Here is a 23,674-nt window from a genome sequence, read left to right as displayed (position 1 = left end):
ATAACTATAGAAGGTTGGTGACAGTGCGTGGCAATTTTTTTAGACGTTAATAAAACAGAGTTGTCAATGAAGCATCAACAAGTAATGGAAGTCATTGAAAAGATGGGTATAGTAAATGTTGCTTACATGTCGATAGAAGATATTGCAAGGGAGGCAAAAGTGAGTACTGCTACGATATCTCGTTTCTGGCAAGTGGCTGGTTACAAGAACTTTAAACAGTTCAAAGAACATGTGAAACAGCGGATCAATACTACTCCGGAGAATAAATTAAGAAATTTCTTCCTTGATATGGGGAGTGATGATGTATTCGACCGGATTATTGAACAAAGTTATCAATATCTTTTTCAAACACATACCCACCTCAATCGTGAGGATTTAAATGAGTCTGCAGTAGAAATTAAAAAGGCAAAGAGGGTCATCGTATATGCGCCCTCATCCTCTGAGGGACTTGGCAATTTAATTGAGCATCGTCTGAAAAGGTTTGGAATTCCGGTTGAAAAAATGGCGAAAAGCGGTCATGAAATCTTTGAATCTATGATACATTTTCAGGAAGGCGATTGTATAGTTATTTTTCAATATGTAAAATTGCTACCCGAGACAGAAGCCATTCTTAATTACGCTAACCAATTAAATATTAAATCCATTCTTTTTACGGATCAGCTCGTTGCAAGCATGAACAAACTTGCAGATTATGTGTTGTATGCCCACCGTGGAGATACATGGGATTTCCATTCAATGGTCGCACCTACAACCGTGGTGGAAACTTTGGTTATGCTAATTGGCAATCAGTTGGAACAGCAGTCCATAGAAAACTTGGAGAAACTTAGTAAACTCCGGAGAGATTACGGTGATATTATCCCGAGTTAACTAAAAAACTAAGTGGGAAGAGTCGTAAGATGAAATTGGTGATATAGATAATTCTTTGGATTAACCATTTTCTAAGCCATAAGAAAAACAAACACCAATAATCGGTGTTTGTTTTTCTTTACTGCACAAGGGGAGTTTATCTTATTCCACAACAATCCCAGACATGGTATAAGGAATTGCTGATTTGATATATTCTTCAGGTGTCACCTTAAATGCTGCTGCACAGGTACCTACTGGAGTCTTTTTGCCGTTTCTTACATAAGGTTAGCTATAGTGAACAAAGACTGCTATAATTGCATAGCACTCAAAGCGGTTTAGAACGGCTTTTTTGGTGCATACTAGAATTACTTAATATTTATCAAGAAGGGAAATACAATCATGAGCAACTATAACGCAGTTTCAGCAAAAAATACGGAAAATGCACCAAGCGGTAACGGTCTATATTCACATTCTGTTGCTTTTTCTCATTACAATAATCTTTCAGCGCAATTGCCTGTCGATCCAACAACAGGTAAATTGGTTGCTGGTGGTATAAAAGAACAAGCTGAGCAGTGCTTTACTAATATTAAAGCAATTGTAGACAGCGTAGGTCATGTTATGAGTGATATCGTTCGAATCACGGTATTCGTTAAAGATATCAAAGATGTTGACACTGTAGACGAAGTGTATAAAACATTCTTCCCAACTTATGTTCCTGCACGGACAACTGTTGCAGTTGCAGCTTTGCCGATGGGTGCTATGGTACAAATTGAAGCACTTCTTTCACACGGTGAAGGTTCAATTCCAAACGCCCCACAAGCTGGCGACCTCATTAAACTTACAAATAACACTGCGAATGCACCTACAAGTGTACTATCTACACAAACCGTGGCATTCTCCCATTACAATTACCTTACAGCTCAATTGCCAATCGATCCAAAAACAGGCAGATTAGTTGTTGGTGGTGTAAAAGAGCAAACTGCACAGTCATTGAAAAACATTAAAGCAATTTTAGAAAGCATCGACGTTCCTTTTGACGATATTGTTAAAACGACGATCTTCGTTAAGAACCTTGCGGATATCGAAGCGGTAAACGAAGTGTATTCAACATTCTTCCCAGACTCCGCTATCGCAAGAGCAGTAGCATACGTCCCTGCACGTACAACAGTTGAAGTTTCAGCTCTTCCGATGGATGCTTTAGTACAAATTGAAGCTGTCGTGTCACACGGAGACGGAACACCTCCACAAGAGATTGAAGATAGACATGGCATTGTGATTTGGGCAAACAACACAGAAAATGCACCAAAAGATTCCCTATCTACACAAACTGTAGCGTTCTCTCATTACAATCACCTTTCAGCTCAATTGCCAATGGAAGCAAAAACTGGTCAATTGGTAGCTGGTGGTGTAAAAGAGCAAGCTGAACAATGCTTGAAAAATGTTAAAGCAATTGTAGAAAGCATCAATCATGCTATGGACGATATCGTTAAAGTAAATCTCTTCCTTACAAACATCGAAGATATCGATGCAGTAGACGAAGTCTACAAAACATTCTTCCCGGGCGGTGTGCCAGCACGAAGAACAGTTGGCGTATCAGCTTTACCTGAAAATGCTTTGATCCAAGTCGATGTAGTTATATCAAACGCTGAAGGAACAGCTCCAAAAGCATAATTTTGTGGGTGCCTGCGCAGTCCACTACCCAGATACTACAATACGATTTCATAAATTAAAAAAGAAGAAGTCGATCAATCAACAATTTGATCGGCTTCTTCTTTGTATTTCATGAAGGATTTAATGTAATACTAAGTCCATTGGTATCGGGCCGGCAACTCCAATACAGACAAAGCGCTCGTCTCCTGTGTTGCGCATTCCGTGTTGCTGGCCAGGGTAAGATACAATGAGATCTCCTTGAGTAATTTCGACTTCTTCTCCATTTCCCGGATAGAATGTTCCTGTCCCCTGAAGACAAATCCACAAATCATCTGAAGTAGTATGAGAATGCTTGAATATTTCCTGTCCGGGCTCTAAACACCAGACAGCACCAGCAGTTTTCTCTGTTTCGTAAAAAATAGTTTTTTTCCCTTTGTTAGGGTCAAATTGCGCTAAATCTTCAAGTTTGAAAAATCTTCTTGTAGCTAATTCTGTTTTAACTTCCATTTTCAATGCCCTCTTTCAAATAGTAGTGACAGCTTGCTTACTTGTTACTCCGTTGACGACAAATGGAGGCTCTTCATTATTTAATACTTTTACAATATTCGTTGCAGCCATCTCCGCCATTGCATCACGAGCTTCAAATGTTGCATTTCCGATATGAGGTGTTAAAACGACATTTTTTAGTTTTTTTAAGCCTTCACTGATTTCAGGTTCAAATTCAAATACATCTAATGCAGCACCTTCAATTAAGTTCTCTTCCAAAGCTTTGATTAAGGCCGCTTCTTCAACAATTGGACCACGAGCACAGTTGATTAAATAGGCTGTCGGCTTCATCATCTCAAATTGTCTTGTACTGAACATATGCTTCATGCTTGGATTATAAGAACAGTTGATGGTAATGAAATCTGACTGGGCGAGCAACTCATCGAAAGAAACATAGGTTGCATTCAATGCTTTTTCTACACCTATATCGGCTTGTCTTGGACCACTGTAGATCACTTTCATATCAAACGCGGCTGCGCGTTTTGCTACTGCCTGGCCAATTTGTCCGAAGCCGACAATTCCAATTATTTTTCCTGTTACTTCACGTCCTCTGAAGTAAAGTGGTGCCCAACCATTAAATCCAATTGTGCGGCACACCTCATCTCCTTCGGCAACCCTTCTTGCTGCAGCCAACAATAATGCAATTGTTAAATCAGCAGTGGCGGCTGTTGAAGCAACCGGTGTATTTGTTACCGGGATTTCTTTCGAAGCTGCATAGTCAAAATCTATATTATTAAAACCTGCTCCGTAGTTTGCAATGATTTTTAAATTGGGTGCGTTATCAATGGTTTTCTGACTTACGGGAGTAGAAAGTAAGCTTATCAAAGCATCTTTATCTTTAATGCGCTCCTGTAATTCTGCTTCGGAAATTAATTTCTCACCTGTAAATACTTCAACTTCATGATCTTTCGTTAATATATCTAAACCAATTTGGGGGATTTCGCCTGCTACAAGAATCTTTGCCATTTCCAAACACCTCTTCTTTTTAATTTTTAAACGGCCCGTTTCGACTATGTGAAACATTTCACAATGTCTACAATTCCATTATATACGCTATGAAGGATAATTCAATCCGTTTTTTTACCTTTCACATAGTTGTCAAATTTCCTTGGCCCAAATGTATAAGTCATATTTTGTTCAACATTTTACGATTTACAAGTTTGGAAAAGGGTGTATGATGGATTTATAAAGTTTGTGAAATTCTTCACAAACTCAGAATAGCGAGGGAATATAAATGAAACAACCATTAGAACAGGCAGTAGAATTAGCACTAAAAAAGAAGGGGATATTAAATGATTCCGTTTTAAAATACCTAATAAGAGCGGCGCTTGCAGCTTTTTCTGTCGGAATAGGACTTATGGTATCTTTTCGATTAGGTGAAGGATTCTTTGATAGTCAGTCACCGGTAGCATCTATCATGTCATCCATTTTCTTTGGTATCGCACTTATCCTCATTATTTACGGCGGTGCAGAACTATTCACAGGAAATACGATGTACTTTACAATGGCCACTCTGAAAAAAGCAACAACGGTGAAGGATACTTTGCAAAATTGGTTAGCATGTTATGGAGGTAATTTGATCGGAGCCGTTATCTTCGGTCTTCTTGTCATGTATTCAGGATTATTTTCTTCAATGGAAAATAGTGAATTGCTGATGTCTTCTGCAGCTATGAAAATGAGCGGATCTTTTAGTGAACCGTTTTTTAGGGGCATCCTTTGTAATATAGTCGTCTGTCTCGCTGTCTGGATTCCAATGCATGTAAAAGGGGATGGGCCGAAAATTACGGTCATTCTACTATTAGTGTTTGCCTTTGTCGCAGCAGGGTTTGAACATAGTGTAGCCAATATGGTTACATTTTCAATTGCACTCGCAGCTCCGCATCCGGAAACCGTTACGCTAATGGGCGCGCTGCACAATCTTGTTCCTGTCACACTCGGCAATATTATAGGCGGTGGATTTTTTGTAGGGGCAGTCTATGTGTTCATCAACTCTCCTTCAAAGAAAAGTAAGGTCAAGCACCTCGTCCTAAGTAAAAAAAGAAGCGGCAAAACAATGTATCTTCATAAATATGAAGACCAAGTCCGATAGACGAAAAAAACGAGCGATTTCTTGAATAAATCAGGAAATCGCTCGTTTTATCAATATTGCACTCCGTGGCGGGAGTGCGTCTTAAATGCTTCCTCATCCGGCTCGAAGTATTCCTCTGTGTAGTTCGCAACGAATTCGCCGTTCTGTACATAACCAGCGCCCCAAGTAGGGTCCATCGTTAGCCATTCGCCATCGACCTTCACTTCCACCCATGCGTGGCGTGAGAAATTGAAGCCCGCTCCAGCTGTTCCAGCTATATATCTAGCTTCCATGTTAGACGCACGAAGCAATGCGAGGGCAAGATAGGTGTAGTCCTGGCAAATCCCTTTTTCAAGCTCGAGTACCTTTAGTGCACTATCATCCCACTCAAACTCGCTATTTTTCTGTTTTTGAACGTCATAGGCAATCGACTTTGCCGTAAACTCATAGACTGCCTTCGCTTTCTCTCGTTCTGTCATTCCATCATTTATGAGTTCTTCCGCAATCGCGATAATTTCAGGGGCATCGGACTGAACTCCCCGTGATGGCAATAAATCACGTTGATCCTTAGTGCCTGTGCTTTCAACTGTGAATTGGGCAACGTATTCATAATAAAACTTGGAACTGTTCTTCTCTTTTATTTCCGGAACACTCACAATTACTTCATACGTCCCCGGTCCGAAGCGCAAATAGAACTCATCATCGAATGAATAATCCTTTACTGGAATGACAGATAAAGCCTCCTCGCCATCTTTTTTCGTCGTAATATAAAGATGCGTCGTCTCTTTTGCAAATGGGGCATCTTTGTCAATGGTGCCTTTTATGCGATACGTTAAATTGGTCTCTTCACCGCCGGCCGTTGGATAAGTGAGATTGACACCACGTTCTTGATAGGTCGTCATGTACTGAATCGGTTCAGTGATAAGTTCAGATTCATTGTCGATGTAAAGAACTGTGCCTGCCTGGAAATAGTTATTTTTTTCCTCGTCAGGTACGTAAACTTTTAATTCATGGACCCCTTTTCCGTAAAATAAAGGGACGTCATACGCGAACTTGCCGTTTTTAACAGGAAGTACATGTTTCCATGTTTCTCCGTCCTTTTTTAATTCAAGCATCACTGCTTCGTTTGGTCCCTTGATAGAGGGGATATTCCCTTTTAGTTTAAAAATCTCGCTTTCTTTAACATATCCACTGTCCGGAGATTGAAGCGATAATCCCGCTTCCTGAGCAAAAGGGGTATACGTAAGATCTCGCTCCATAGCAGGGTTAACATTAAACACAGTGAATTTTGCAAGATCATAATAATAATTTTTCTGGTCCTTGCTTGGGAGCATCACAGTTACCCGGTATTCGCCCTCCCCGTTGAACAGCCTAACATCCTGCTTAAATTTACCGTCTTGGATAGGTGCATAGTATTCCATCGAGTCGTCGGAAGTCGCTTCTCCGTCAAACTTGATTTTGATCCATACATAGTTTTCTTGTAATTGTTCCTGATTTTCAACCGTTCCTTCAACTGTGACGAATTCATTTACCGCAAAGTTTGTGTGGGTCGGTTCTATCAACGTAGCGCCCACTTCTTCGCTATAGCTCGTCAGTTCCAAAGGCGTCATTTCAAGTTCAGCATTTTTCTTTTCAATGGCTGCTTCATAATCTTCCTTTTGCTCCTGCTTTTGAACGGGCGTTGACTGCGATTCATCCACAGAAGCAGATTTATTCGCACAAGCGCCTAATAAAAGTAGACACATCAATGAACCCATCAGTATATATCTTTTTTTCATAAGCGTCGGATTTACCCCCTTGAAATTTTTGGATATCTTTACTATAGCAAGTTTTTGAAATAAAATCGTAAGCCTATAGGTTGGGGTAAATAGTTGTCCTATTCTCTTAACCACAATCAAAAATTGATAGTTAAGTCATAATTTAAATGATCTAAACCAATAGTTTTGCGGAACTGTCGTTAATCCAATATAGTTAAGAAAATGGTTATAAAGTAAGGGGATGAAAAAATGACTGAAACTAAGGTGGATCCCAGAATTCTTCGCACACGTAAATTAATAACGGATGCTTTTATAGAACTTTCGGGTAGGAAGGAATTCAAGGATATTACCGTCAAGGATATTACAGCCGAGGCTATGATTAACCGAGCCACGTTCTATTATCATTTTGAAGATATTTACGACTTATTGGAAAAGGCATTATCAGAAGTTTTATTAATTGATTTGAATTGCAACACGTACCAAAATAACGAATTAAATGAGGAAACATTGGTAGACATTTTTAAAGTGATCACCAATTTTCAAATGGCGTTATCAAACCGTTGCCATAGGGGATATGAAGATACGATTGCCCGTATTATTCGGGACCAACTTGAAGTCATCTTATATAAAATGTTGGTAAAACAGCAGTCTACTGCAGATGACAATGGATTAAAACTTACTGCGGTCATGTTAAGCTGGGGACTTTACGGGGCTTCAATAGAATGGAAAAGAAGTAATAATGTTCAGCCAGAGACATATATCAAATCAGCCATTCCTTATATCATTTCCGGAATTGGTTTTGGATTTTAGGACAATTAGACAAGGGTGCATCCAATTTGATAATAATCCCCGATTCTAACCAAAATGCAGTTATTGTATTACACGAAATCTATGGTGTGAAGAACATATGAAGATGTTTTGTAGCCGACTTTCGGAAGAGGGCTTTGCTGTATTTTGTCCGGATCGGATAAACGGCTTCCTTTAAGGTGGATGAAGTGAATGAGGGATCTGCTAGGAAGGCTTTTTTTAGAATGATTGAATTCATTAACGATGAAGTGCTTCGCCTACGTTCCGAAAAAATAAAATATCCCTAACTGTGTTGATTAATGTTATAGTTAGAAAGTAAATTTTATAAGTGAGTAGGTGAGCAAGATGATTGAAGTAAAGACATCTGCACTAAGTGACGGAGAATTCAACAGAGGGGTATTCGCAACTTGTGATATCAAAAAAGGTGCAATTTTACACGAAGCACCTGTTATTGCCTATCCAAATGATCAACATTCACATATTGAGCAAACACTTCTTGCTGATTATGCCTTTGAGTATGGGATTAATCATACCGCAATCCTTCTTGGATATGGGATGCTATTCAATCATTCATATACGCCGAATGCAACGTATGAGATTAGTTTTGAAAAACATACATTTGACTTCTATGCTTATAAAGATATAAAAGCAGGGGAAGAAATTCTAATCAATTATAATGGTGAAGTGGATGACAATGAACCACTATGGTTTGACCAACAATAAAAAAGGGTGGTAGTTGCCGAGTTACAATCGGTGACTGCCACTCTTTTTTGATTGATTTACACTCTTTTTAATTCAATGTTCGTAATTTCCTCTGCAACTGCATTTGTGAACTCTTCGACTGTTTTTGGAATGAATGATTTTAATATTGCATTGATCATCGGTCCCATTACTCCCTTTGCGGCAATGTCCAAATTCCCATGCATCAATGTTGTAGAATTCGACGTCGCGTCTGCTTTAAAGTGGCCATTGCCCACAAAGTTATCGTGCACACCTTTCAAATCGAATGTGACTAAACTAGGTTCCCTCCACTCTGTAACGTCGATTTGCAATTTGACCGTTTTTTGCACAATGCCTATATCGCCTTTGAATGTCCACGTCGATTGGGTGTTGCTTAAAATCGTATGTTCGATATAACCAGGAACGAGCGGAGCCCATCTGTTCATATCGCTGACAAAATCCCATATCTTTTTAATCGGTAAATCCAATTCCGTGCTGTGTGTACCGCTTGGCATTCAATCGTTCCTCCTCTTCTAGTAGAACGTTTCATCATCGCTTATATTACGCAATTGCTTGTTACAAATATGCATGGCTTAATGTGGAGCAGGTACCGAAAAGTCATCTGAATAATGGGGGATAATATAGTCAAGGATCCATTCCCCCGTTTTACTAAGCGAATCAAAGGGCGGCACTCGGAAAAAGAGTAGCCCTCCCAATTCTGTTATAATGGAAAGTAGACTGTAGACGATGGAGGGAAATCGATGGACTTTATTCGTAACCGACTGTTGGGTTACGGCGTTGATGAAGCATGGGTTGGCTACCTAACAAATGGTATTATGATCATCTTTATCGCGTTGATTTGTATTGTCGCGAATTTGATTACAAAAAAAGTGGTTGTCCGATTCATCACGCATATCGTGAAGAAGAATACTTTCAAGTGGGATGATATATTGTTGGAACGTCAAGTGTTCCGCAAATTGTCTCATATCGTACCTGCCATTATTATTTTTTCGTTTGCAACAAAGTTTCCTGCTTATCGGGAATTAATTGAAAAAGCGGCTTGGGTGTACATTATTATAGTGGCCCTAACTGTAATCAATAGTTTATTAAACGCTGTGAATGATATTTACCAAACGTTCCAAGTGTCGAAAGTGAAACCGATTAAAGGGTATATTCAAGTTGTCAAAATCATTACATTTATTTTAGGCGTTGTGTTAGTCATTGCGATTCTTGTCGGTGAAAGTCCGCTTATCCTGCTAAGCGGGATCGGTGCCATTTCAGCAGTGCTCATGTTAGTGTTTAAAGATTCCTTATTAGGGCTTGTTGCGGGTATTCAGCTATCAGCTAATGATATGGTGCGAGTAGGCGACTGGATTGAAATGACGAAATACGGGGCAGACGGGGATGTCATCGATATTTCTTTGAACACGGTCATGGTACGGAACTTTGATCAGACGGTGACGATGATTCCGAGTTACGCGCTAATTTCGGATTCATTTATCAACTGGCGCGGTATGCAGGAATCTGGTGGGCGACGTATTAAGCGTTCATTGTATATTGACACATCAAGCATCCAGTTTTGCACGGAGGAAATGATGGAGCATTTTAAGCAGATACACTACCTTAAGGATTATATTGTTAATCGTGAAAAAGAAATCGAGGATTATAATCATGTAAATAAGGTTGACCGCAGCAATATCGTCAACGGGAGGGCACTGACCAATATAGGGGTATTTCGGGCGTATATAAGTGAATACATTAAACGGCACCCGGGCATTCATCAGGAAAAAACGTTAATGGTCCGTCAGTTGGCCCCCGGTGAACATGGTTTGCCTATCGAGATTTATGCTTTTGCGAACAGTATTCAATGGGCTGTATATGAAAATGTACAGGCTGATATTTTTGATCATTTGTTTGCAGTTGCGGGAGAGTTCGGACTCCGCGTGTTTCAAAATCCAGCAGGCAGTGATTTTCAAGCGTTGAGTCAGGGTGTAAGAAGTGAGTGAATTGTTTGGGTGCCTGTGTAGCACTCCGTTCAGATAATTCTCTGCAATTGCATAAAAAATGAAGAAGCTAACCAAGTCAATATTTGGACGGCTTCTTTTTGCATTTAAATAACTTTTTTTAAAAGTGGTGCACAGGCACTAAAAAGGGCACAGAGAAGACTGGTTTTTGGGGGGCTATTCATTATATGTAAACATGGGTTATAGTCTAAATAGTTTTATTTGCCTAGCATAATCTACTAAGAGTCTTTGAAAAGGGGGGTAAATATGAGAAATACAGAAGAAGCTCCTCGCGGGCATGAGCATCGCCAGGAGCATCGCCAGGAGCATCGTCACGAGCACCGTCACGAGCACCGCCACGAGCATCGCCAAGAGCATCGCCAAGAGCATCGCCAGGAGCATCGCCACGAGCATCGCCACGAGCACCGACAAGAGCACCGCCAGGAGCGTCGCCAAGAGCATCGCCATGAGCACATTCATCACCATTATCATCACGTTTCGCATGGTCAACATGTAGGCCGTCCAACAGGGTACCCAATGGGACATCACGTTATGGGACACGAACAAATGATTCAAAATGTAAATTTGTTCCTTGAAGATCATAACGAGATGGTTCAACGTTTAAATTTATTTCCGGTAGGTTATCACCAAATGGTTCAACCTATGGTTCAACCGATGGTGCAACCGATGGTTCAACCGATGGTTCAACCGATGGTTCAACCTATAAATTTTTTCCCTGAAGGTCATCACGGATGCCACTGCGGTCACATGAGACATTTTGGAGGATGCCACTGCGGTCACATGAGACATTTTGGAGGATTCAAGTGTTGAAATCAGAATTGCACCCAATTCGTATGTGAAAAAGTCAAATATCATGTTTGGGTGCCTGTGCAACACTCTGGTCAGATAATTTACTACAATTGCATAAAATAAACAAAGAAGCCAACCAGGTCTATATTCGGTCGGCTTCTTTCTGCATGTAAATAACTTTTATCGAATTGTCCTAAATGTGTGGTGCACAGGCGTTGGGAAGTGGATCGCACGTCTTCAAAACGTTATCTTCGCCGATTTGTAAGCCGCTTCTTCAACGATTGTGTTGAGTGAAGCGGCTCTTTTGTCTTGTCGACACGGCAGCACGGGATGCCAATAGTAAGAAGGATAAAAAGTGATTAAAAAGCAATGCCGTTGGGATTACTATATATCGTCTTAGGGTATGAGAACGAAAAAGGTGAAAGAAGGGGAGCATCGGTATGGAAAGCGGTGGAAAGAAAGGAGTCGGAAAAAGATTTCCTTTACTTTTGGCAACGATGAAAGGCATCTCCCAGGTAATTTTAATCGAAAATTGGGTGACGGGTCTATTCATATTGACTGCAATCATGATTACCTCCCTACAACTTGGTTTGATGGCGTTTCTTTCGGCAGCGGTCGGCACGCTTTTCGGACGTTTAGGCGGTGGGAATCCGGCGATTGTTGAACGGGGGCTTTATGGATATAATTCCATGTTGACAGGGATGGCGCTCTTTCTGTTTTTAGAAGGGCCAGTGAGTTGGGGGATTGCTTTATTCGGTGCGGTCATTTCGGCTGCAATTACTGCTTCGGTAATGAGATTTCTGCAGCCTGCCGGTATGCCGACATTGACATTTCCGTATATCGTGACAACATGGCTCTTCATGTTGTCTTCGTATCGATTCGAAGCATTTAAATTGACGGACGAACTAATGCCGCAAAATGTATCGCACTGGAAGTTAGAGATTGCCGGGGAAATCCATTGGTTAAGTGCTTTTTTTGACGGGGCCGGACAAATTTTCTTTCTGCAGGGGTTAGTTGCCGGATTGCTACTTTTTTTAGGAATCTTCATTGCGAGTTGGAAGATGGGGTTGTATGCGCTCGCCGGTAATTTCATCGGTATCTTTACCGCATACATACTTGGTGGTGAACATACGCTCATCGATGCAGGGCTGTACGGCTATAATGCTATTTTGACAGCGCTTGCTGTTGGGATAGTTTTCCGGGACGGTGCGAACCGGCTCTCGCGATACAGTGCGATAATCGCTTGCGTTGTGACGGTTGTGTTTATTGGAAGTGTCGATACCGTGCTTTTACCTTTCGGATTACCTGCTTTGACGATGCCGTTTGCTTTAAGTACTTCGATTTTTATAGGTGCACGGATGATGATGCGGCACACCTGATAGGTCTTATTGCTAAAAATATGATGGTTTCCTAACTGCTTTTAATTAGGAAATCATCATATTTTTATTATATTATGTATATTTACCATCTTTGGAATAATCAATAATTGATAACACTGTTATGTAGTTGAGAAATACTATCAATTTAAAAACATAATTCGGCTTAAAAATCGAATGAATTGTGCCATGTCACATCTCTGTAACTATTGATATAAAAGGTTTGTGATGAATCAAAGTGTATCAGTTGACAAAATTCGACAACTAAATGATAATGAATATGTAATTAGAATTATTATAGTTAAGCAGCAAGATCTACAACTTTTTTATTGCTGGGGTTAGGTTTTGATGAAATGACCTAAACTAACTATGATTAAATCAATAGGAGGAATTTTTACATGTCATTAATCGGAAAAGAAATACTACCATTCAAAGCGTCAGCTTACAATAGCGGTACAGGTGAGTTCATCGATGTAACTCATGAGAACCTAAAAGGCCAATGGAGCATCGTTTGCTTCTATCCTGCAGACTTCACATTCGTTTGCCCAACTGAGCTTGGAGATCTTCAAGATCAATATGCAACACTAAAACAACTTGGCGCTGAAGTTTACTCCGTTTCAACGGACACACACTTTACACATAAAGCTTGGCACGATCATTCAGATGTGATCAGCAAGCTGGAATATATTATGATCGGTGACCCTTCACAAACGATTTCACGTAACTTCGACGTTCTTGATGAAGAAGCGGGCCTTGCACAACGCGGTACGTTCCTTATCGATCCAGACGGCATTGTTCAAACAGTTGAAATCAATGCGGACGGTATCGGACGCGACGCAAGCGTTCTTGTCGACAAAATCAAAGCTGCACAATACGTTCGTAACAACCCAGGTGAAGTTTGCCCTGCAAAATGGAAAGAAGGCGAAGAAACACTTAAGCCAAGCCTTGACCTTGTAGGTAAAATCTAATTTCACTACATGAATGATAACAGGGAAGGCCCCTCCCTTTTAAGGGAAAGGGGCCCTTTGTTTTTTAATGGATATTGGTGGATGTCTTAGATTTTGAATCGAGGCCAGTACGCTACTGGACTGCAAACGCGCTTCTTAATTCGATTCAAAATCTAAGGCGTTCAAGCCGAGTTTTTTATAGATAAAGTACAAGTCGAGGAGTAGATTACATGTTAGAAGCAAATATAAAAGCACAATTAGCCCAGTATCTTGAATTGATGGAGGGCGATGTCCATCTGAAAGTTAGTGTTGGTGAAGACAAAGTGTCACGCGAAATGGCGTCGCTTGTAGATGAATTAGCTACGATGTCAACACATATTAAAGTAGAATTAGTAGACTTGGAAAGAACACCAAGCTTTACTGTAAACCGTCCTGGAGAAGAAACAGGCATTACATTTGCTGGTGTCCCACTTGGCCATGAGTTCACATCATTGGTTCTTGCTTTACTGCAAGTAAGTGGTAGAGCTCCAAAAGTGGATGATAAAGTGATCGAGCAAGTGAAAAATATTAAAGATACATTACACTTTGATTCATATATTAGCTTGAGCTGTCAAAACTGCCCCGAGGTTGTACAAGCACTTAACCTTATGAGCGTGTTGAACCCTAACATCACGCATACGATGATTGATGGTGCGGCGTTTAAAGAAGAAGTTGAAAGCAAAAACATTCTTGCTGTTCCGACTGTATACCTTAACGACGAGCCGTTCTCAAATGGCCGTAAAACGATTGAAGAGATCCTTGCTGAACTTGGAAACGGACCGGATGCATCTGAATTTGAGGATAAAGAACCGTTTGATGTACTTGTTGTCGGTGGTGGTCCAGCGGGAGCGAGTGCCGCAATTTATGCGGCTCGTAAAGGGATTCGCACAGGTATTGTTGCAGATCGTTTCGGAGGACAAATTTTGGATACGGCTGCAATTGAGAACTTCATTAGTGTGAATCACACGGAAGGTCCGAAGCTTGCGGCAAGCCTTGAAGAGCATGTAAAAGAATATAATATCGACATTATGAACTTGCAACGTGCGAAACGTCTCGAGAAGAAAGACTTTATCGAGATTGAATTGGAAAACGGTGCAGTTCTAAAGAGTAAATCCGTTATCCTTTCAACGGGTGCAAGCTGGAGAAATATCGGAGTTCCTGGAGAAAAAGAATTCAGAAATAAAGGCGTCGCTTACTGCGTGCACTGTGATGGTCCATTATTTGAAGGTAAAAACGTTGCGGTTGTTGGTGGCGGAAACTCCGGTATTGAAGCGGCAATCGACCTTGCAGGTTATACTACTCATGTAACAGTACTTGAATTCAACTCCGAGTTGAAAGCTGATTCTGTTTTACAAGAGCGCTTACGTAGCCTGCCGAATGTCACTGTCGTAACGAATGCTCAAACGAAAGAGATTACGGGAACGGATAAAGTAAACGGTGTTACGTATGTTGAACGCGAAACAGGTGAAGAAAAGCATATTGAGATTGCCGGAATCTTCATCCAAATCGGTCTTGTACCAAATACAGCTTGGCTCGGCGACTCCGTTGAGCGCAATAAATTCGGTGAAATCCTTGTTGATAAGCGCGGTGCAACGAATGTTCCTGGCGTATTTGCAGCAGGAGACTGCTCGGACAGCCCGTTCAAGCAGATTATCATCTCCATGGGATCCGGCGCAACTGCTTCATTAGCTGCGGTTGATTATCTTGTAAGAAATTAATTGAAGACACCAACCAACCGGTTATCGCCGGTTGGTTTTTTTACGTCCTTTATATGATATTGGTCAGTTTCGGAAAGTTATCGGTCAGTTTCGAAGGTTTATCGTTCACTTTGAACTCGTTATCGGTCAATGTCACAAAGTTATCGTCGTTTCATGACCTTCGAACTACCTTAATTATGCCTTCCTTTACCTTATGGATAAGTAAGTTCCAGGAAAAAGCTTGCGGCGAAATTATGCGATTCTATTTACGATTAATCTGTAGTATCTTTACAGGAAATCTATCTTTATGAAAATAAAATCGTAAAAGTTTTTAAGGATTATTTGCCACCAACCGAATCGTCTTATGAGGCGGATAAACAGCGGTTTGCTCATTCATGTGGACTTTCAGTTCCACAAGTTTTAGATGTCACGAAAATAGACGGAAAACAAGCGATCGTTATGGAATATATCAAAGGGAAAACAATTGGGGAATTGTTCCTTGAAAACATGGAGCTGGCGGAGTATTACATAGACATCTCCATTGATATACAGCGAGAAATTCATGAGATTCATGCCGATTCACTTGAATCAATGTCCCAAAAATTACGTCATAAACTTGAGTCAGCCCCTCAACTCGAAAATAGGCAAAAAGAGAAGTTACTAAAGAAGTTGGATTCGATGACGTATGAAAAAATGCTTTGCCATGGGGATTTTCATTTGTTGAATTTAATTATGTCGGAAGATCAAGTGACGATTATCGATTGGGTGGATGCGAGTGCAGGAGATATCCGCGCTGACGTGTGCCGGACGTATCTTTTGTATTCAGAACTTTCGTCGGAAGTGGCCGAACTCTATTTACGGTTGTATTGTGAAAAGACCGGATTGAAGAAAGATGCTATTTTGCAATGGTCACCGATTCTTGCGGGAGCTAGACTAACTGAGAACGTATCCATGGAAAGCACGGAGCGTCTATTAGATATAGTGAATCACTACTGTCCTGTAGAGTGATTTGCAGGTACGACAAATGCATAAAATGAATGAAGAAGCCAACCAATTCGACATTAGGTTGGCTTATATTGAATTACCATAAATACGTGGCGAATAGGCACCGACAAAAGTACCTGCTGTTACACTGTTGGCACAGGAGCGCCGAACGCTTTCCATTCTTCTCGCGCTGGACCATACACACCGTAAACAGGCAGTCCAGCTTGGCGCATGAGCACTGTCATTTGTCCACGATGGTGCGTTTGGTGAGACATGACAATACCGAGTACAGTACCGACTGACCATTGTTGTCCGTACATCTCTTTCATCTCGGAAAGAGAGTTGTCCGTCCATTGTTCTTTGATTGCGGCGATGATTGCTTCATTCACAGTGCGATAGGCTTCAGCAATCTCAGACGCTGATTCCGGAAGTGGCAAATTATGATTCGTAGCCTCGAACTCGAGGTCTGTGCGCGACATCATGTCGCCAAGTGCTGTCACGATATGCCAAGCGACTCGACCGAGCGTGCGGTCTTCAGGCGAAACCTCCGTGCTCAGTGATTCATCCGTCAATGTGTCCAGTAATTTCTGTGTAGAATTACTTTCATGTTCCCAAAGAGTAAAAAAATCTTCAACCGTCGTAAACATACTAACATCTCCTTTATAGTCATTCCTTTACTGCTTCGTGAAATGTCTATCAAACTCCTTCTTTGCCCTAAAATTCCTGATTGCATATAAAGAATGAAGAAGCTAACCACTCAACATTTGGATAACTTCTTTTGTTTAGAAGAATTATTTTGTCATCAATAAATTTGTCCAAATTGTGAACTCGCTATGAGGAAAATAAAAAATAGTACTTACATCGGCGAGAAAATTCCTGATATAGTTAGAATCCTGTTGAGCTAATTGGATGGTTTTGTATACAAAAACGTCAACAGATCATTATGCATTGAAGGAGTTTTATCAAGTGAGTACATCATCAACACCCAAGCAACAATTCAAAAATGGTCCGATCATGGCGGCACTTCTAGTAGCTGGTTTTGTAGGACTATTTAGTGAGACGGCTTTGAATATTGCTTTCGTAGAATTAAGTTCGATTTTCAAGATTGACCCTACAACGGTTCAATGGTTAGCAACAGGCTATTTCTTAACATTGGGGATTTTAGTGCCTGTATCAGGTATCCTAATGCAAAAATTTACGACCCGCCAAATGTTTATAACTTCTGTAGTTCTTCTCCTCGTAGGAACAGTATTAGCGGCAGTAGCTCCGGTATTTGGTGTACTCCTCGTAGGACGTGTTATTCAAGCAGCTGGACTCGCGATTAACTTACCGTTGACACAAAACGTCATTTTTACTATTTTCCCGCCGAATAAGCGAGGCGCTGCGATGGGCGTTATGGGATTAGTCATGTTGGCTGGTCCATCACTTGGTCCAACAGTAGCGGGTCTTATTTTAGATACACTTTCGTGGCATTATATTTTCTGGGTTACTGTACCTTTCTTGCTGTTTTCATTAATCTTCGGATTCATATATTTACCGAATGTCAATGAAATCCGCAAAGTTTCGATAGATGCATTATCTGTTATTCTTTCGACGATTGGATTCGGTGGTATCGTTTACGGCTTCAGTGTATCAGGCGTTGAAGGTTGGACAAGTGGAACGGTTCTTGGAGCAATTATTGTCGGGGTGTTAGCGATTATCCTTTTTGCGATTCGACAAATGAAAATGGAACATCCAATGATGAATTTAAGAGCATTCCGTTATCCACTTTTCGTTTTAGGCGTCATCATGAGTTTCATCACATTCTTTAATATGCTGTCGATGCTTGTCATTTTGCCGATGTATATGCAAATGGCTCTTGTCATTGCAGCATTTACAACAGGACTTATCTTGTTGCCGGGTAGCTTGTTGAATTGTATTCTCGCACCCATCATTGGCCGTTTATTCGACACATATGGTCCGCGAGCGGTCATAACACCGGGAACCGTTATGGTAGCCCTTGGTTATGCAAGCTATACGCAATTCGGTACAGATACGGCGTTATGGATCATTGTCGTAACGTTTATCGTCATGATGCTTGGAATTGGGGCAGTGCTTGCTTCCGTACAGACAAACACGCTAAACTCCCTGCCGCGTCAGTTTTATCCTGACGGAATTGCTATTACGCAAACGATCCAGCAAGTCGCTGGTGCAATTGGGATTGCAGTAATCGTCTCCATATTTACTGCGAAAAAGAATAGTTACATGGAAACAGTTGCGAATGTACCGACGGAAGCTGCAGCTTCTGGTTCATCAATGGTCTTCACAATCGGTTTAGTATTAGCGGTCATCAATATTATCCTGTCTCTATTTTTGAAAAAGCCCGCTTCCACTATTCAATAAGTATTTGGGAGCATATTAAGAAGAAGTCAACATTTATTGAATGAGAAGCTAATCGGGTAAATAACCCCGGTTGGCTTTTTTGTTGAAACTTAAAAGAACATGTACCGTATAGTAGGTTCAAAGAAAGTTTAGTGGAAATTGCCTTTTACTATAGAAAAGGGGGTACAAAAAAGATGTTTGGGATAATTTTTTCAATCACCATGCTCATAGTACTGCCGGTTGCTTTCATTGGGGTACTGTGGAAAGCGTCATTTAAGACAAAGTTGGAGTGGTTATTGGATGCTTTGACTACGGCTGTGTTACTTGTTTGGCTGTTCCAGTCTGGCAATTGGAGCTGGGTCGGTTATTTTTTCCGCTACTTATGGTTAGGTCTATTTATCATTGCTTTAGTTATTTCATGGAAAAAGATACGCAGTTTACCGTTCACTGCAAAGTACGAAAAAAGCCAGAAAAGATCGATTGGTATCCATGTCTTCCTATTGTTCGTTTTCGGCGCATATAACACATTCGTATTTCCGAGTTACACCGTCGATGAAGAGGCAATTGAGCTGGCATTCCCACTTAAACAAGGAACATATTTTATCGGTCATGGCGGAAATAGTGTGCAATTGAATTACCATCATGCATACGAGAGTCAGAAGTTCGCGTTGGATGTTCTGAAGTTGAATAAAATCGGAACACGTGCAAGTGGCCTTTATCCGAAAGATTTATATAAATACGCCATCTATGGGGATGAACTATACAGCCCATGCAATGGAAAAGTTGTCGAATCAAGGAACGACCTACCGGACCTGACGCCACCAGAAATGAATCCGGAAAATCCGGAAGGGAACTATGTTGCCTTAGTGTGCGAGCAACATGAAGCTACGATTTTCCTCGCGCATATGCAATATGGAAGTGTTAATGTTACTGAGGGCGAAGAAGTGAAAAAGGGTCAGCTTCTTGGGATGGTCGGCAACTCTGGAAATACGAGCGAGCCGCACTTGCACATTCATGCTGAATTGGATGGGAAAGGCGTGCCAATTACGTTTAATAATCGATTTTTGGTGAGGAATAGCTTAATGAGAACAGAGAAGTGAAAAACGATTTCTGCTATTTGTTATTGCGAATGGCAGACACCTGTTTTAGGTAGGGGACATAGGATAAGAAGATTAGGATAATGAAAGGATTGAGAACGATTTATAATTACCCTACTATGATTCCGGTCTATCTTGTCCCAATGACCATGCCCCAAGGGATGCCCGTTCAATGGTCACAGCCAAACACACAATGGCAAGCGGGCGGTAATATGTCGATTCCGTTGCAAGATTATGGACCAAACCCATTTGTTGTTAATATGATGGCGGCAGCAATTCAAAACAATAATTATCGAACTGCTTTTTGGACTGGAAAACATTTTCAGATCACGTTAATGAGCATCAATGTCGGGGACGATATAGGATTGGAAATCCATCCGGATACAGACCAACTCATCTATATTGAACAAGGCCAGGGGCTTGTTCAAATGGGGCCAAGTAAGGACAATCTGAATTTTGTTCGAAACGCATCCGTGAATTCTGCGGTAGTAGTGCCGGCCGGAACATGGCATAATGTTACAAATACAGGACCTACTCCATTGAAACTATTTGTACTTTACGCCCCTCCTCACCATCCATTTGGGACATTTCATGCGACAAAGGCGATTGCTGAGGAAGAAGAAAAAGGATATGGACAATGAACGAATGCTACCGCCACCCATGCAATTCTAAATGCATAGGTGGCTGTTTACTTTTTATTCCACGGAATGGACCTTGGCAGGAGAAGAATGGACCTCGGCATAGAAAGAATGAGCTCTTATGGAGAAGAATGGACCTTGGCATAGAAAGAATGAGCTCTTATGGAGAAGAATGGACCCTTGTAGAAAAGAATGGCCCTTTGTTCGATAGTATGCCCCCTAAGAAATCCTTATCTATAAAATAAGGGGCAGCTGGGCACATTGTTCAATAGAAGACATTTGCTTTTAACAAAGGGGAAGTGGAGGAAATTGAAAATCTATCCTGTACATCCGCTTACTATCAATCCCAGCGAATTCATTTCCATTCAGGAAAAGTTGGCGGCACAGGTTGATGTCAGCCGACAAATATACTTCCATGATATCCAGACCGTGGCTGGTGTAGATGTGGCCTATTCAAACGCGAATGGAAAAGAGATGGGGTTCTGTCATATCGCGGTTTTCGACCTCTCTACAATGGAAATCATGGAGAGAGCAGAAAGTCTCGGCCATATCACAGTTCTATACATGCCGGGCTTTCTTGCATTCCGCGAACTTCCATTGATCATCGAGGCGGCGAGTCAGTTGAAGAATTCACCTGACCTCTTTCTATTTGACGGCAATGGAATACTGCATCCAAGAAGGATGGGAATCGCAACTCATGCTTCATTTTTTCTTGGAATCCCGACTATCGGCGTTGCAAAAACGTATTTTAAAGTGGGTGATTCGGAATTGACGGAGCCCGATCAAGAGAAAGGCAGCTTTACAGATATAATAGAAAGCGGAGAAATAATCGGCCGGGTGCTTCGGACATCAGAAAGCGTAAAACCAGTCTTTATTTCTCCTGGTAATCAAATTGACATGGACTCCTCGACAAGGATAGCTCTTGCGCTGACAGGGTATGAAAGTCGACTGCCCATTCCTGTTCGCGAAGCAGATATTGCGGCAAGGGTTATGCGACAAAAATGGCGGGAGGATCAATGATGAACCAATTGGTTTATTAATCATTATTATCTTTCAAGTTCTGAAGCTCATTTACTGTAACAAATGTGTATCCTTCATTTAATAATGATTCAATTATTCCTTCGATAACTTTAAGTTCCTCGCCACTTTCGTCAAACATAGGATGCATTAATATAATGGACCCAGGAGTGACATTCTTGTTAATATAATCAATTTTATCAGTGGTGTTTAAAATCATGTCGGGTTCAAGGTTCCAGGTTATTGTATCTTTTTTCACCTTGAATAAATAATAAGGCAACCCGACAATCTTTTTTCCATTTGGCGGTCGAAAGTCTATTTCTCCTTCAAATCCAATGCTGCGAATTAAATCGTCTGTTTTTTCGATTTCTTCCTTAATAAAAGAAGGTGATTTAAAAATCATTCGTTGATGTGAATACGTATGATTTCCGATTTGATGACCTTCGTCTAAAATTTTCTTTGTTATTTCGGGATTTTTTTCAATTTCATTCCCAATTAAAAAGAAGGTCGTTTTTACATCATACTTCTTTAATAATGTGAGAATATCATCGGTGTTCTTTGTTGGACCGTCATCAAAAGTGAGTGCAACTACTTTTTGATTCGTTTCCACTTTGTTTGTCAGCCCTCCAAATAACTGAAATTCTCTGGAATTCATCAATTCATATGTTCCCACTCCCACTAATAATAAGAAAACCAACAGAATACTTGTACCAATGAATAGTATTTTCTTTTTCATAAGTTACTAATCTCCTCCTTTGCAGCTTAGGAACAATGACAGTGTAGAGGACAAACATTTAATCATACAATCTCGCGTATGAAGAAGTAAAATGGCTATTATAAAAAAACAGGATCTTTCCAAATGGAGAGATCCTGATTTTTCGGTTTTAGAAAACCATTCAATCACGCAACATAACCTGTAACGTTTTCTTTTTCCATCTCGTTTGGAAATACGTATACTGGGCAATGAAATTCACACAGAACGCTATTGCATACGAAGCCCAAACGCCGTTCAATTGAAGGGAAGTATGGTGGGATAGGAAATACGCGACAGGTACTTCGCAAGCCCAAATCGTAAGGACCAAAAAGATGGTCGGCCAGAGGACAACGCCTGTTGCGCGCATCGTAGCAGTTACAGTTTGCATATGACCGAAAATAATATAACTCCAAAACGTAATGAATAAATAATCTTTTGCAATAGAAAGAGTTTCAGCATGATCAATGAAAAGACCTAAAATTGGTTGTGCAAACAGATACATAATGGCGATAATGATTCCGCCTAATACATAGTTTAGGCGTACACCGATCTGCCGGATTTTTTGAATCATTTGCGTGGAACTGGCACCAAGCGCTTGTGCGACGAATACTGATGTCGCAATCGCGATACTCATCGCCGGCATTTGTGCATATCCGCCAATCTGATTAACTACGCCATAAGCAGCTGTCGCACTGGATCCGTAGACGTTCACAAATCCGATGATCGCAATTTCAGCGACCGAAATCGCCACCATGCTTATACTGGCCGGGATTGCTAGTTTCAATAAGGATGACAAAATATCCTTCTTTAATCTGAAGTATTGCAACACCGTTTTATCCAACCGCAAACTATGTTGTTTCTTGTGTAAATAAAGTAAAAGCAATAGAAGTGTTATAAGGTTGGACAAAACCGATGCATACGCGGCACCATTCAAACCAAGACGGGGCAAGCCAAGCCACCCGAACATAAGAACAGGGAGAAATATAATGTTTAAGATTACACTGATAACCAAGAAAATGAACGGTGTCTTGGAATCACCAACTCCCCGTAAGAAAGTCGTGTACACCATGTAAATAAACATAATTGGTAAAGTGAAAAATAAAATACGGGCATACGCAACACTTTGAGCAAAAATATTTTCCGGTGTCTGCATGATGCGCAAAATCGTTTCAATGAATACGCCACCGAAAATGGCAACGACAATCGATAAAAGAGTCGTGGCTGCCAACGTGACGCCAACAACTTGCTTCATTTTATCAATATTGCCCGCGCCGAAGGTTTGTCCTACCAATATCGAACTCCCGGAACCAATGCCAATCGCAAATGCCATCAAAAAAAAGAAGAACGGGAAGAACGCGGATATTGCTGCGAGGGCATCGACCCCCAAATTTCTCCCCACTAAAAACATCCCGAAAATCTGACCAAGGGATTGTAAAATATTCGCGAACATAATCGGTAGTAGAAAACTCATGAACGCTTTCGTTAATGCCTTTTCATCGCGTACAAGTGTATTATTCATAATTTATTCCTTTTCATTTTTAATAGGTAAAGGTAAAT

Annotated in this window: 22 protein-coding genes; 14 read left to right on the top strand and 8 right to left on the bottom strand. The window is 40.8% G+C overall.

The annotated features are described in order from the left end of the window. Positions 1 to 27: 27 nt before the first annotated feature. Entirely contained in the window at positions 28 to 867 is an 840-nt protein-coding gene (locus tag ACFPZG_RS06150) for a MurR/RpiR family transcriptional regulator (protein WP_317940918.1), read from the top strand. 378 nt (positions 868 to 1,245) lie between these two features. Beyond that, positions 1,246 to 2,517: a Rid family detoxifying hydrolase gene (locus ACFPZG_RS06145; protein ID WP_283733856.1), complete on the top strand. Its 1,272-nt coding sequence runs from the start codon at positions 1,246 to 1,248 to the stop codon at positions 2,515 to 2,517. A gap of 120 nt (positions 2,518 to 2,637) precedes the next feature. Here ACFPZG_RS06145 and ACFPZG_RS06140 read toward each other — a convergent pair whose 3' ends face one another. Continuing rightward, positions 2,638 to 3,003, bottom strand: coding sequence for a cupin domain-containing protein (locus ACFPZG_RS06140; protein WP_317940917.1), 366 nt, complete (start codon positions 3,001 to 3,003; stop codon positions 2,638 to 2,640). 15 nt (positions 3,004 to 3,018) lie between these two features. Beyond that, positions 3,019 to 4,008, bottom strand: a complete 990-nt coding sequence (locus ACFPZG_RS06135; RefSeq protein ID WP_283733858.1) for a 2-hydroxyacid dehydrogenase family protein — start codon at positions 4,006 to 4,008, stop codon at positions 3,019 to 3,021. Positions 4,009 to 4,276: 268 nt separating this feature from the next. Here ACFPZG_RS06135 and ACFPZG_RS06130 point away from each other — a divergent pair, with 268 nt between their 5' ends. After that, complete coding sequence (locus ACFPZG_RS06130) at positions 4,277 to 5,131, top strand: formate/nitrite transporter family protein (RefSeq protein ID WP_283733859.1); 855 nt, start codon at positions 4,277 to 4,279, stop codon at positions 5,129 to 5,131. A 50-nt stretch (positions 5,132 to 5,181) separates the two neighbouring features. Here the strand turns inward: ACFPZG_RS06130 and ACFPZG_RS06125 are convergent, their stop codons facing one another. Next, the gene (locus ACFPZG_RS06125) at positions 5,182 to 6,888 is read right to left on the bottom strand and encodes a transglutaminase domain-containing protein (RefSeq protein ID WP_317940916.1); all 1,707 of its coding nucleotides are present in this window, start codon (positions 6,886 to 6,888) and stop codon (positions 5,182 to 5,184) included. Positions 6,889 to 7,116: 228 nt separating this feature from the next. Here ACFPZG_RS06125 and ACFPZG_RS06120 point away from each other — a divergent pair, with 228 nt between their 5' ends. Both ACFPZG_RS06120 and ACFPZG_RS06115 read left to right on the top strand, forming a co-directional pair. Beyond that, positions 7,117 to 7,677: a TetR/AcrR family transcriptional regulator gene (locus ACFPZG_RS06120; RefSeq protein ID WP_317940915.1), complete on the top strand. Its 561-nt coding sequence runs from the start codon at positions 7,117 to 7,119 to the stop codon at positions 7,675 to 7,677. A 342-nt stretch (positions 7,678 to 8,019) separates the two neighbouring features. Continuing rightward, a complete protein-coding gene (locus ACFPZG_RS06115) occupies positions 8,020 to 8,397 on the top strand; it encodes an SET domain-containing protein (RefSeq protein ID WP_283733862.1) in 378 nt (125 codons plus the stop codon). A gap of 56 nt (positions 8,398 to 8,453) precedes the next feature. Here the strand turns inward: ACFPZG_RS06115 and ACFPZG_RS06110 are convergent, their stop codons facing one another. Beyond that, on the bottom strand, positions 8,454 to 8,909 hold the full coding sequence (locus ACFPZG_RS06110; protein WP_283733863.1) for a CoxG family protein: 456 nt from the start codon (positions 8,907 to 8,909) through the stop codon (positions 8,454 to 8,456). A gap of 246 nt (positions 8,910 to 9,155) precedes the next feature. Here ACFPZG_RS06110 and ACFPZG_RS06105 point away from each other — a divergent pair, with 246 nt between their 5' ends. Beyond that, positions 9,156 to 10,400, top strand: a complete 1,245-nt coding sequence (locus tag ACFPZG_RS06105) for a mechanosensitive ion channel family protein (protein ID WP_317940914.1) — start codon at positions 9,156 to 9,158, stop codon at positions 10,398 to 10,400. Between the two features lie 223 nt (positions 10,401 to 10,623). Here the strand turns inward: ACFPZG_RS06105 and ACFPZG_RS06100 are convergent, their stop codons facing one another. Next, entirely contained in the window at positions 10,624 to 10,935 is a 312-nt protein-coding gene (locus ACFPZG_RS06100; RefSeq protein WP_283733864.1) for a hypothetical protein, read from the bottom strand. Positions 10,936 to 11,647: 712 nt separating this feature from the next. Here ACFPZG_RS06100 and ACFPZG_RS06095 point away from each other — a divergent pair. The 4 genes from ACFPZG_RS06095 to ACFPZG_RS06080 all read left to right on the top strand — a co-directional run bounded on the left by ACFPZG_RS06095 (position 11,648) and on the right by ACFPZG_RS06080 (position 16,274). Continuing rightward, on the top strand, positions 11,648 to 12,586 hold the full coding sequence (locus ACFPZG_RS06095; protein ID WP_317940912.1) for an urea transporter: 939 nt from the start codon (positions 11,648 to 11,650) through the stop codon (positions 12,584 to 12,586). A gap of 395 nt (positions 12,587 to 12,981) precedes the next feature. Next, the gene (gene ahpC / locus ACFPZG_RS06090) at positions 12,982 to 13,551 is read left to right on the top strand and encodes an alkyl hydroperoxide reductase subunit C (protein WP_317940910.1); all 570 of its coding nucleotides are present in this window, start codon (positions 12,982 to 12,984) and stop codon (positions 13,549 to 13,551) included. Positions 13,552 to 13,760: 209 nt separating this feature from the next. After that, positions 13,761 to 15,287: an alkyl hydroperoxide reductase subunit F gene (ahpF, locus tag ACFPZG_RS06085; protein WP_317940909.1), complete on the top strand. Its 1,527-nt coding sequence runs from the start codon at positions 13,761 to 13,763 to the stop codon at positions 15,285 to 15,287. Positions 15,288 to 15,563: 276 nt separating this feature from the next. Continuing rightward, positions 15,564 to 16,274: a phosphotransferase family protein gene (locus ACFPZG_RS06080; protein ID WP_381426442.1), complete on the top strand. Its 711-nt coding sequence runs from the start codon at positions 15,564 to 15,566 to the stop codon at positions 16,272 to 16,274. Between the two features lie 119 nt (positions 16,275 to 16,393). Here the strand turns inward: ACFPZG_RS06080 and ACFPZG_RS06075 are convergent, their stop codons facing one another. Then, a complete protein-coding gene (locus ACFPZG_RS06075; protein WP_283733866.1) occupies positions 16,394 to 16,897 on the bottom strand; it encodes a DinB family protein in 504 nt (167 codons plus the stop codon). A 262-nt stretch (positions 16,898 to 17,159) separates the two neighbouring features. Here ACFPZG_RS06075 and ACFPZG_RS06070 point away from each other — a divergent pair, with 262 nt between their 5' ends. The 4 genes from ACFPZG_RS06070 (at position 17,160) to ACFPZG_RS06055 (ending at position 21,366) form a co-directional block, all read left to right on the top strand. Next, the gene (locus ACFPZG_RS06070) at positions 17,160 to 18,632 is read left to right on the top strand and encodes a DHA2 family efflux MFS transporter permease subunit (protein ID WP_455431219.1); all 1,473 of its coding nucleotides are present in this window, start codon (positions 17,160 to 17,162) and stop codon (positions 18,630 to 18,632) included. Positions 18,633 to 18,805: 173 nt separating this feature from the next. Continuing rightward, the gene (locus tag ACFPZG_RS06065; protein WP_317940907.1) at positions 18,806 to 19,711 is read left to right on the top strand and encodes a M23 family metallopeptidase; all 906 of its coding nucleotides are present in this window, start codon (positions 18,806 to 18,808) and stop codon (positions 19,709 to 19,711) included. A gap of 98 nt (positions 19,712 to 19,809) precedes the next feature. Next, the gene (locus tag ACFPZG_RS06060) at positions 19,810 to 20,349 is read left to right on the top strand and encodes a cupin domain-containing protein (protein ID WP_381426441.1); all 540 of its coding nucleotides are present in this window, start codon (positions 19,810 to 19,812) and stop codon (positions 20,347 to 20,349) included. A gap of 306 nt (positions 20,350 to 20,655) precedes the next feature. Then, complete coding sequence (locus ACFPZG_RS06055) at positions 20,656 to 21,366, top strand: endonuclease V (RefSeq protein ID WP_283733868.1); 711 nt, start codon at positions 20,656 to 20,658, stop codon at positions 21,364 to 21,366. A 16-nt stretch (positions 21,367 to 21,382) separates the two neighbouring features. On the opposite strand, the gene ACFPZG_RS06050 is transcribed toward ACFPZG_RS06055, so the two are convergent. Then, positions 21,383 to 22,099, bottom strand: a complete 717-nt coding sequence (locus tag ACFPZG_RS06050) for a polysaccharide deacetylase family protein (protein ID WP_283733869.1) — start codon at positions 22,097 to 22,099, stop codon at positions 21,383 to 21,385. A 160-nt stretch (positions 22,100 to 22,259) separates the two neighbouring features. Beyond that, entirely contained in the window at positions 22,260 to 23,636 is a 1,377-nt protein-coding gene (locus ACFPZG_RS06045) for an MATE family efflux transporter (RefSeq protein ID WP_283733870.1), read from the bottom strand. Positions 23,637 to 23,674: the final 38 nt, after the last annotated feature.

The sequence above is a fragment of the Sporosarcina thermotolerans genome, assembly GCF_042658975.1.
In the GTDB taxonomy this organism is placed as follows: Bacteria; Bacillota; Bacilli; order Bacillales_A; family Planococcaceae; genus Sporosarcina; species Sporosarcina thermotolerans.
The sequence above is the reverse complement of the archived record's forward strand: the minus strand, read 5'-3'. Positions and strand labels throughout refer to the sequence as shown.

Coding starts and splice junctions, on each gene's coding strand:
- ACFPZG_RS06130 (WP_283733859.1), top strand. CDS start 4,277: ATGAAACAACCATTAGAACAGGCAGTAGAATTAGCACTAAAAAAGAAG.
- ACFPZG_RS06095 (WP_317940912.1), top strand. CDS start 11,648: ATGGAAAGCGGTGGAAAGAAAGGAGTCGGAAAAAGATTTCCTTTACTT.
- ACFPZG_RS06075 (WP_283733866.1), bottom strand. CDS start 16,897: ATGTTTACGACGGTTGAAGATTTTTTTACTCTTTGGGAACATGAAAGT.
- ACFPZG_RS06120 (WP_317940915.1), top strand. CDS start 7,117: ATGACTGAAACTAAGGTGGATCCCAGAATTCTTCGCACACGTAAATTA.
- ACFPZG_RS06140 (WP_317940917.1), bottom strand. CDS start 3,003: ATGGAAGTTAAAACAGAATTAGCTACAAGAAGATTTTTCAAACTTGAA.
- ACFPZG_RS06110 (WP_283733863.1), bottom strand. CDS start 8,909: ATGCCAAGCGGTACACACAGCACGGAATTGGATTTACCGATTAAAAAG.
- ahpF (WP_317940909.1), top strand. CDS start 13,761: ATGTTAGAAGCAAATATAAAAGCACAATTAGCCCAGTATCTTGAATTG.
- ACFPZG_RS06135 (WP_283733858.1), bottom strand. CDS start 4,008: ATGGCAAAGATTCTTGTAGCAGGCGAAATCCCCCAAATTGGTTTAGAT.
- ACFPZG_RS06045 (WP_283733870.1), bottom strand. CDS start 23,636: ATGAATAATACACTTGTACGCGATGAAAAGGCATTAACGAAAGCGTTC.
- ACFPZG_RS06145 (WP_283733856.1), top strand. CDS start 1,246: ATGAGCAACTATAACGCAGTTTCAGCAAAAAATACGGAAAATGCACCA.
- ACFPZG_RS06115 (WP_283733862.1), top strand. CDS start 8,020: ATGATTGAAGTAAAGACATCTGCACTAAGTGACGGAGAATTCAACAGA.
- ACFPZG_RS06105 (WP_317940914.1), top strand. CDS start 9,156: ATGGACTTTATTCGTAACCGACTGTTGGGTTACGGCGTTGATGAAGCA.
- ACFPZG_RS06065 (WP_317940907.1), top strand. CDS start 18,806: ATGTTTGGGATAATTTTTTCAATCACCATGCTCATAGTACTGCCGGTT.
- ACFPZG_RS06050 (WP_283733869.1), bottom strand. CDS start 22,099: ATGAAAAAGAAAATACTATTCATTGGTACAAGTATTCTGTTGGTTTTC.
- ACFPZG_RS06125 (WP_317940916.1), bottom strand. CDS start 6,888: ATGAAAAAAAGATATATACTGATGGGTTCATTGATGTGTCTACTTTTA.
- ahpC (WP_317940910.1), top strand. CDS start 12,982: ATGTCATTAATCGGAAAAGAAATACTACCATTCAAAGCGTCAGCTTAC.
- ACFPZG_RS06070 (WP_455431219.1), top strand. CDS start 17,160: ATGGTTTTGTATACAAAAACGTCAACAGATCATTATGCATTGAAGGAG.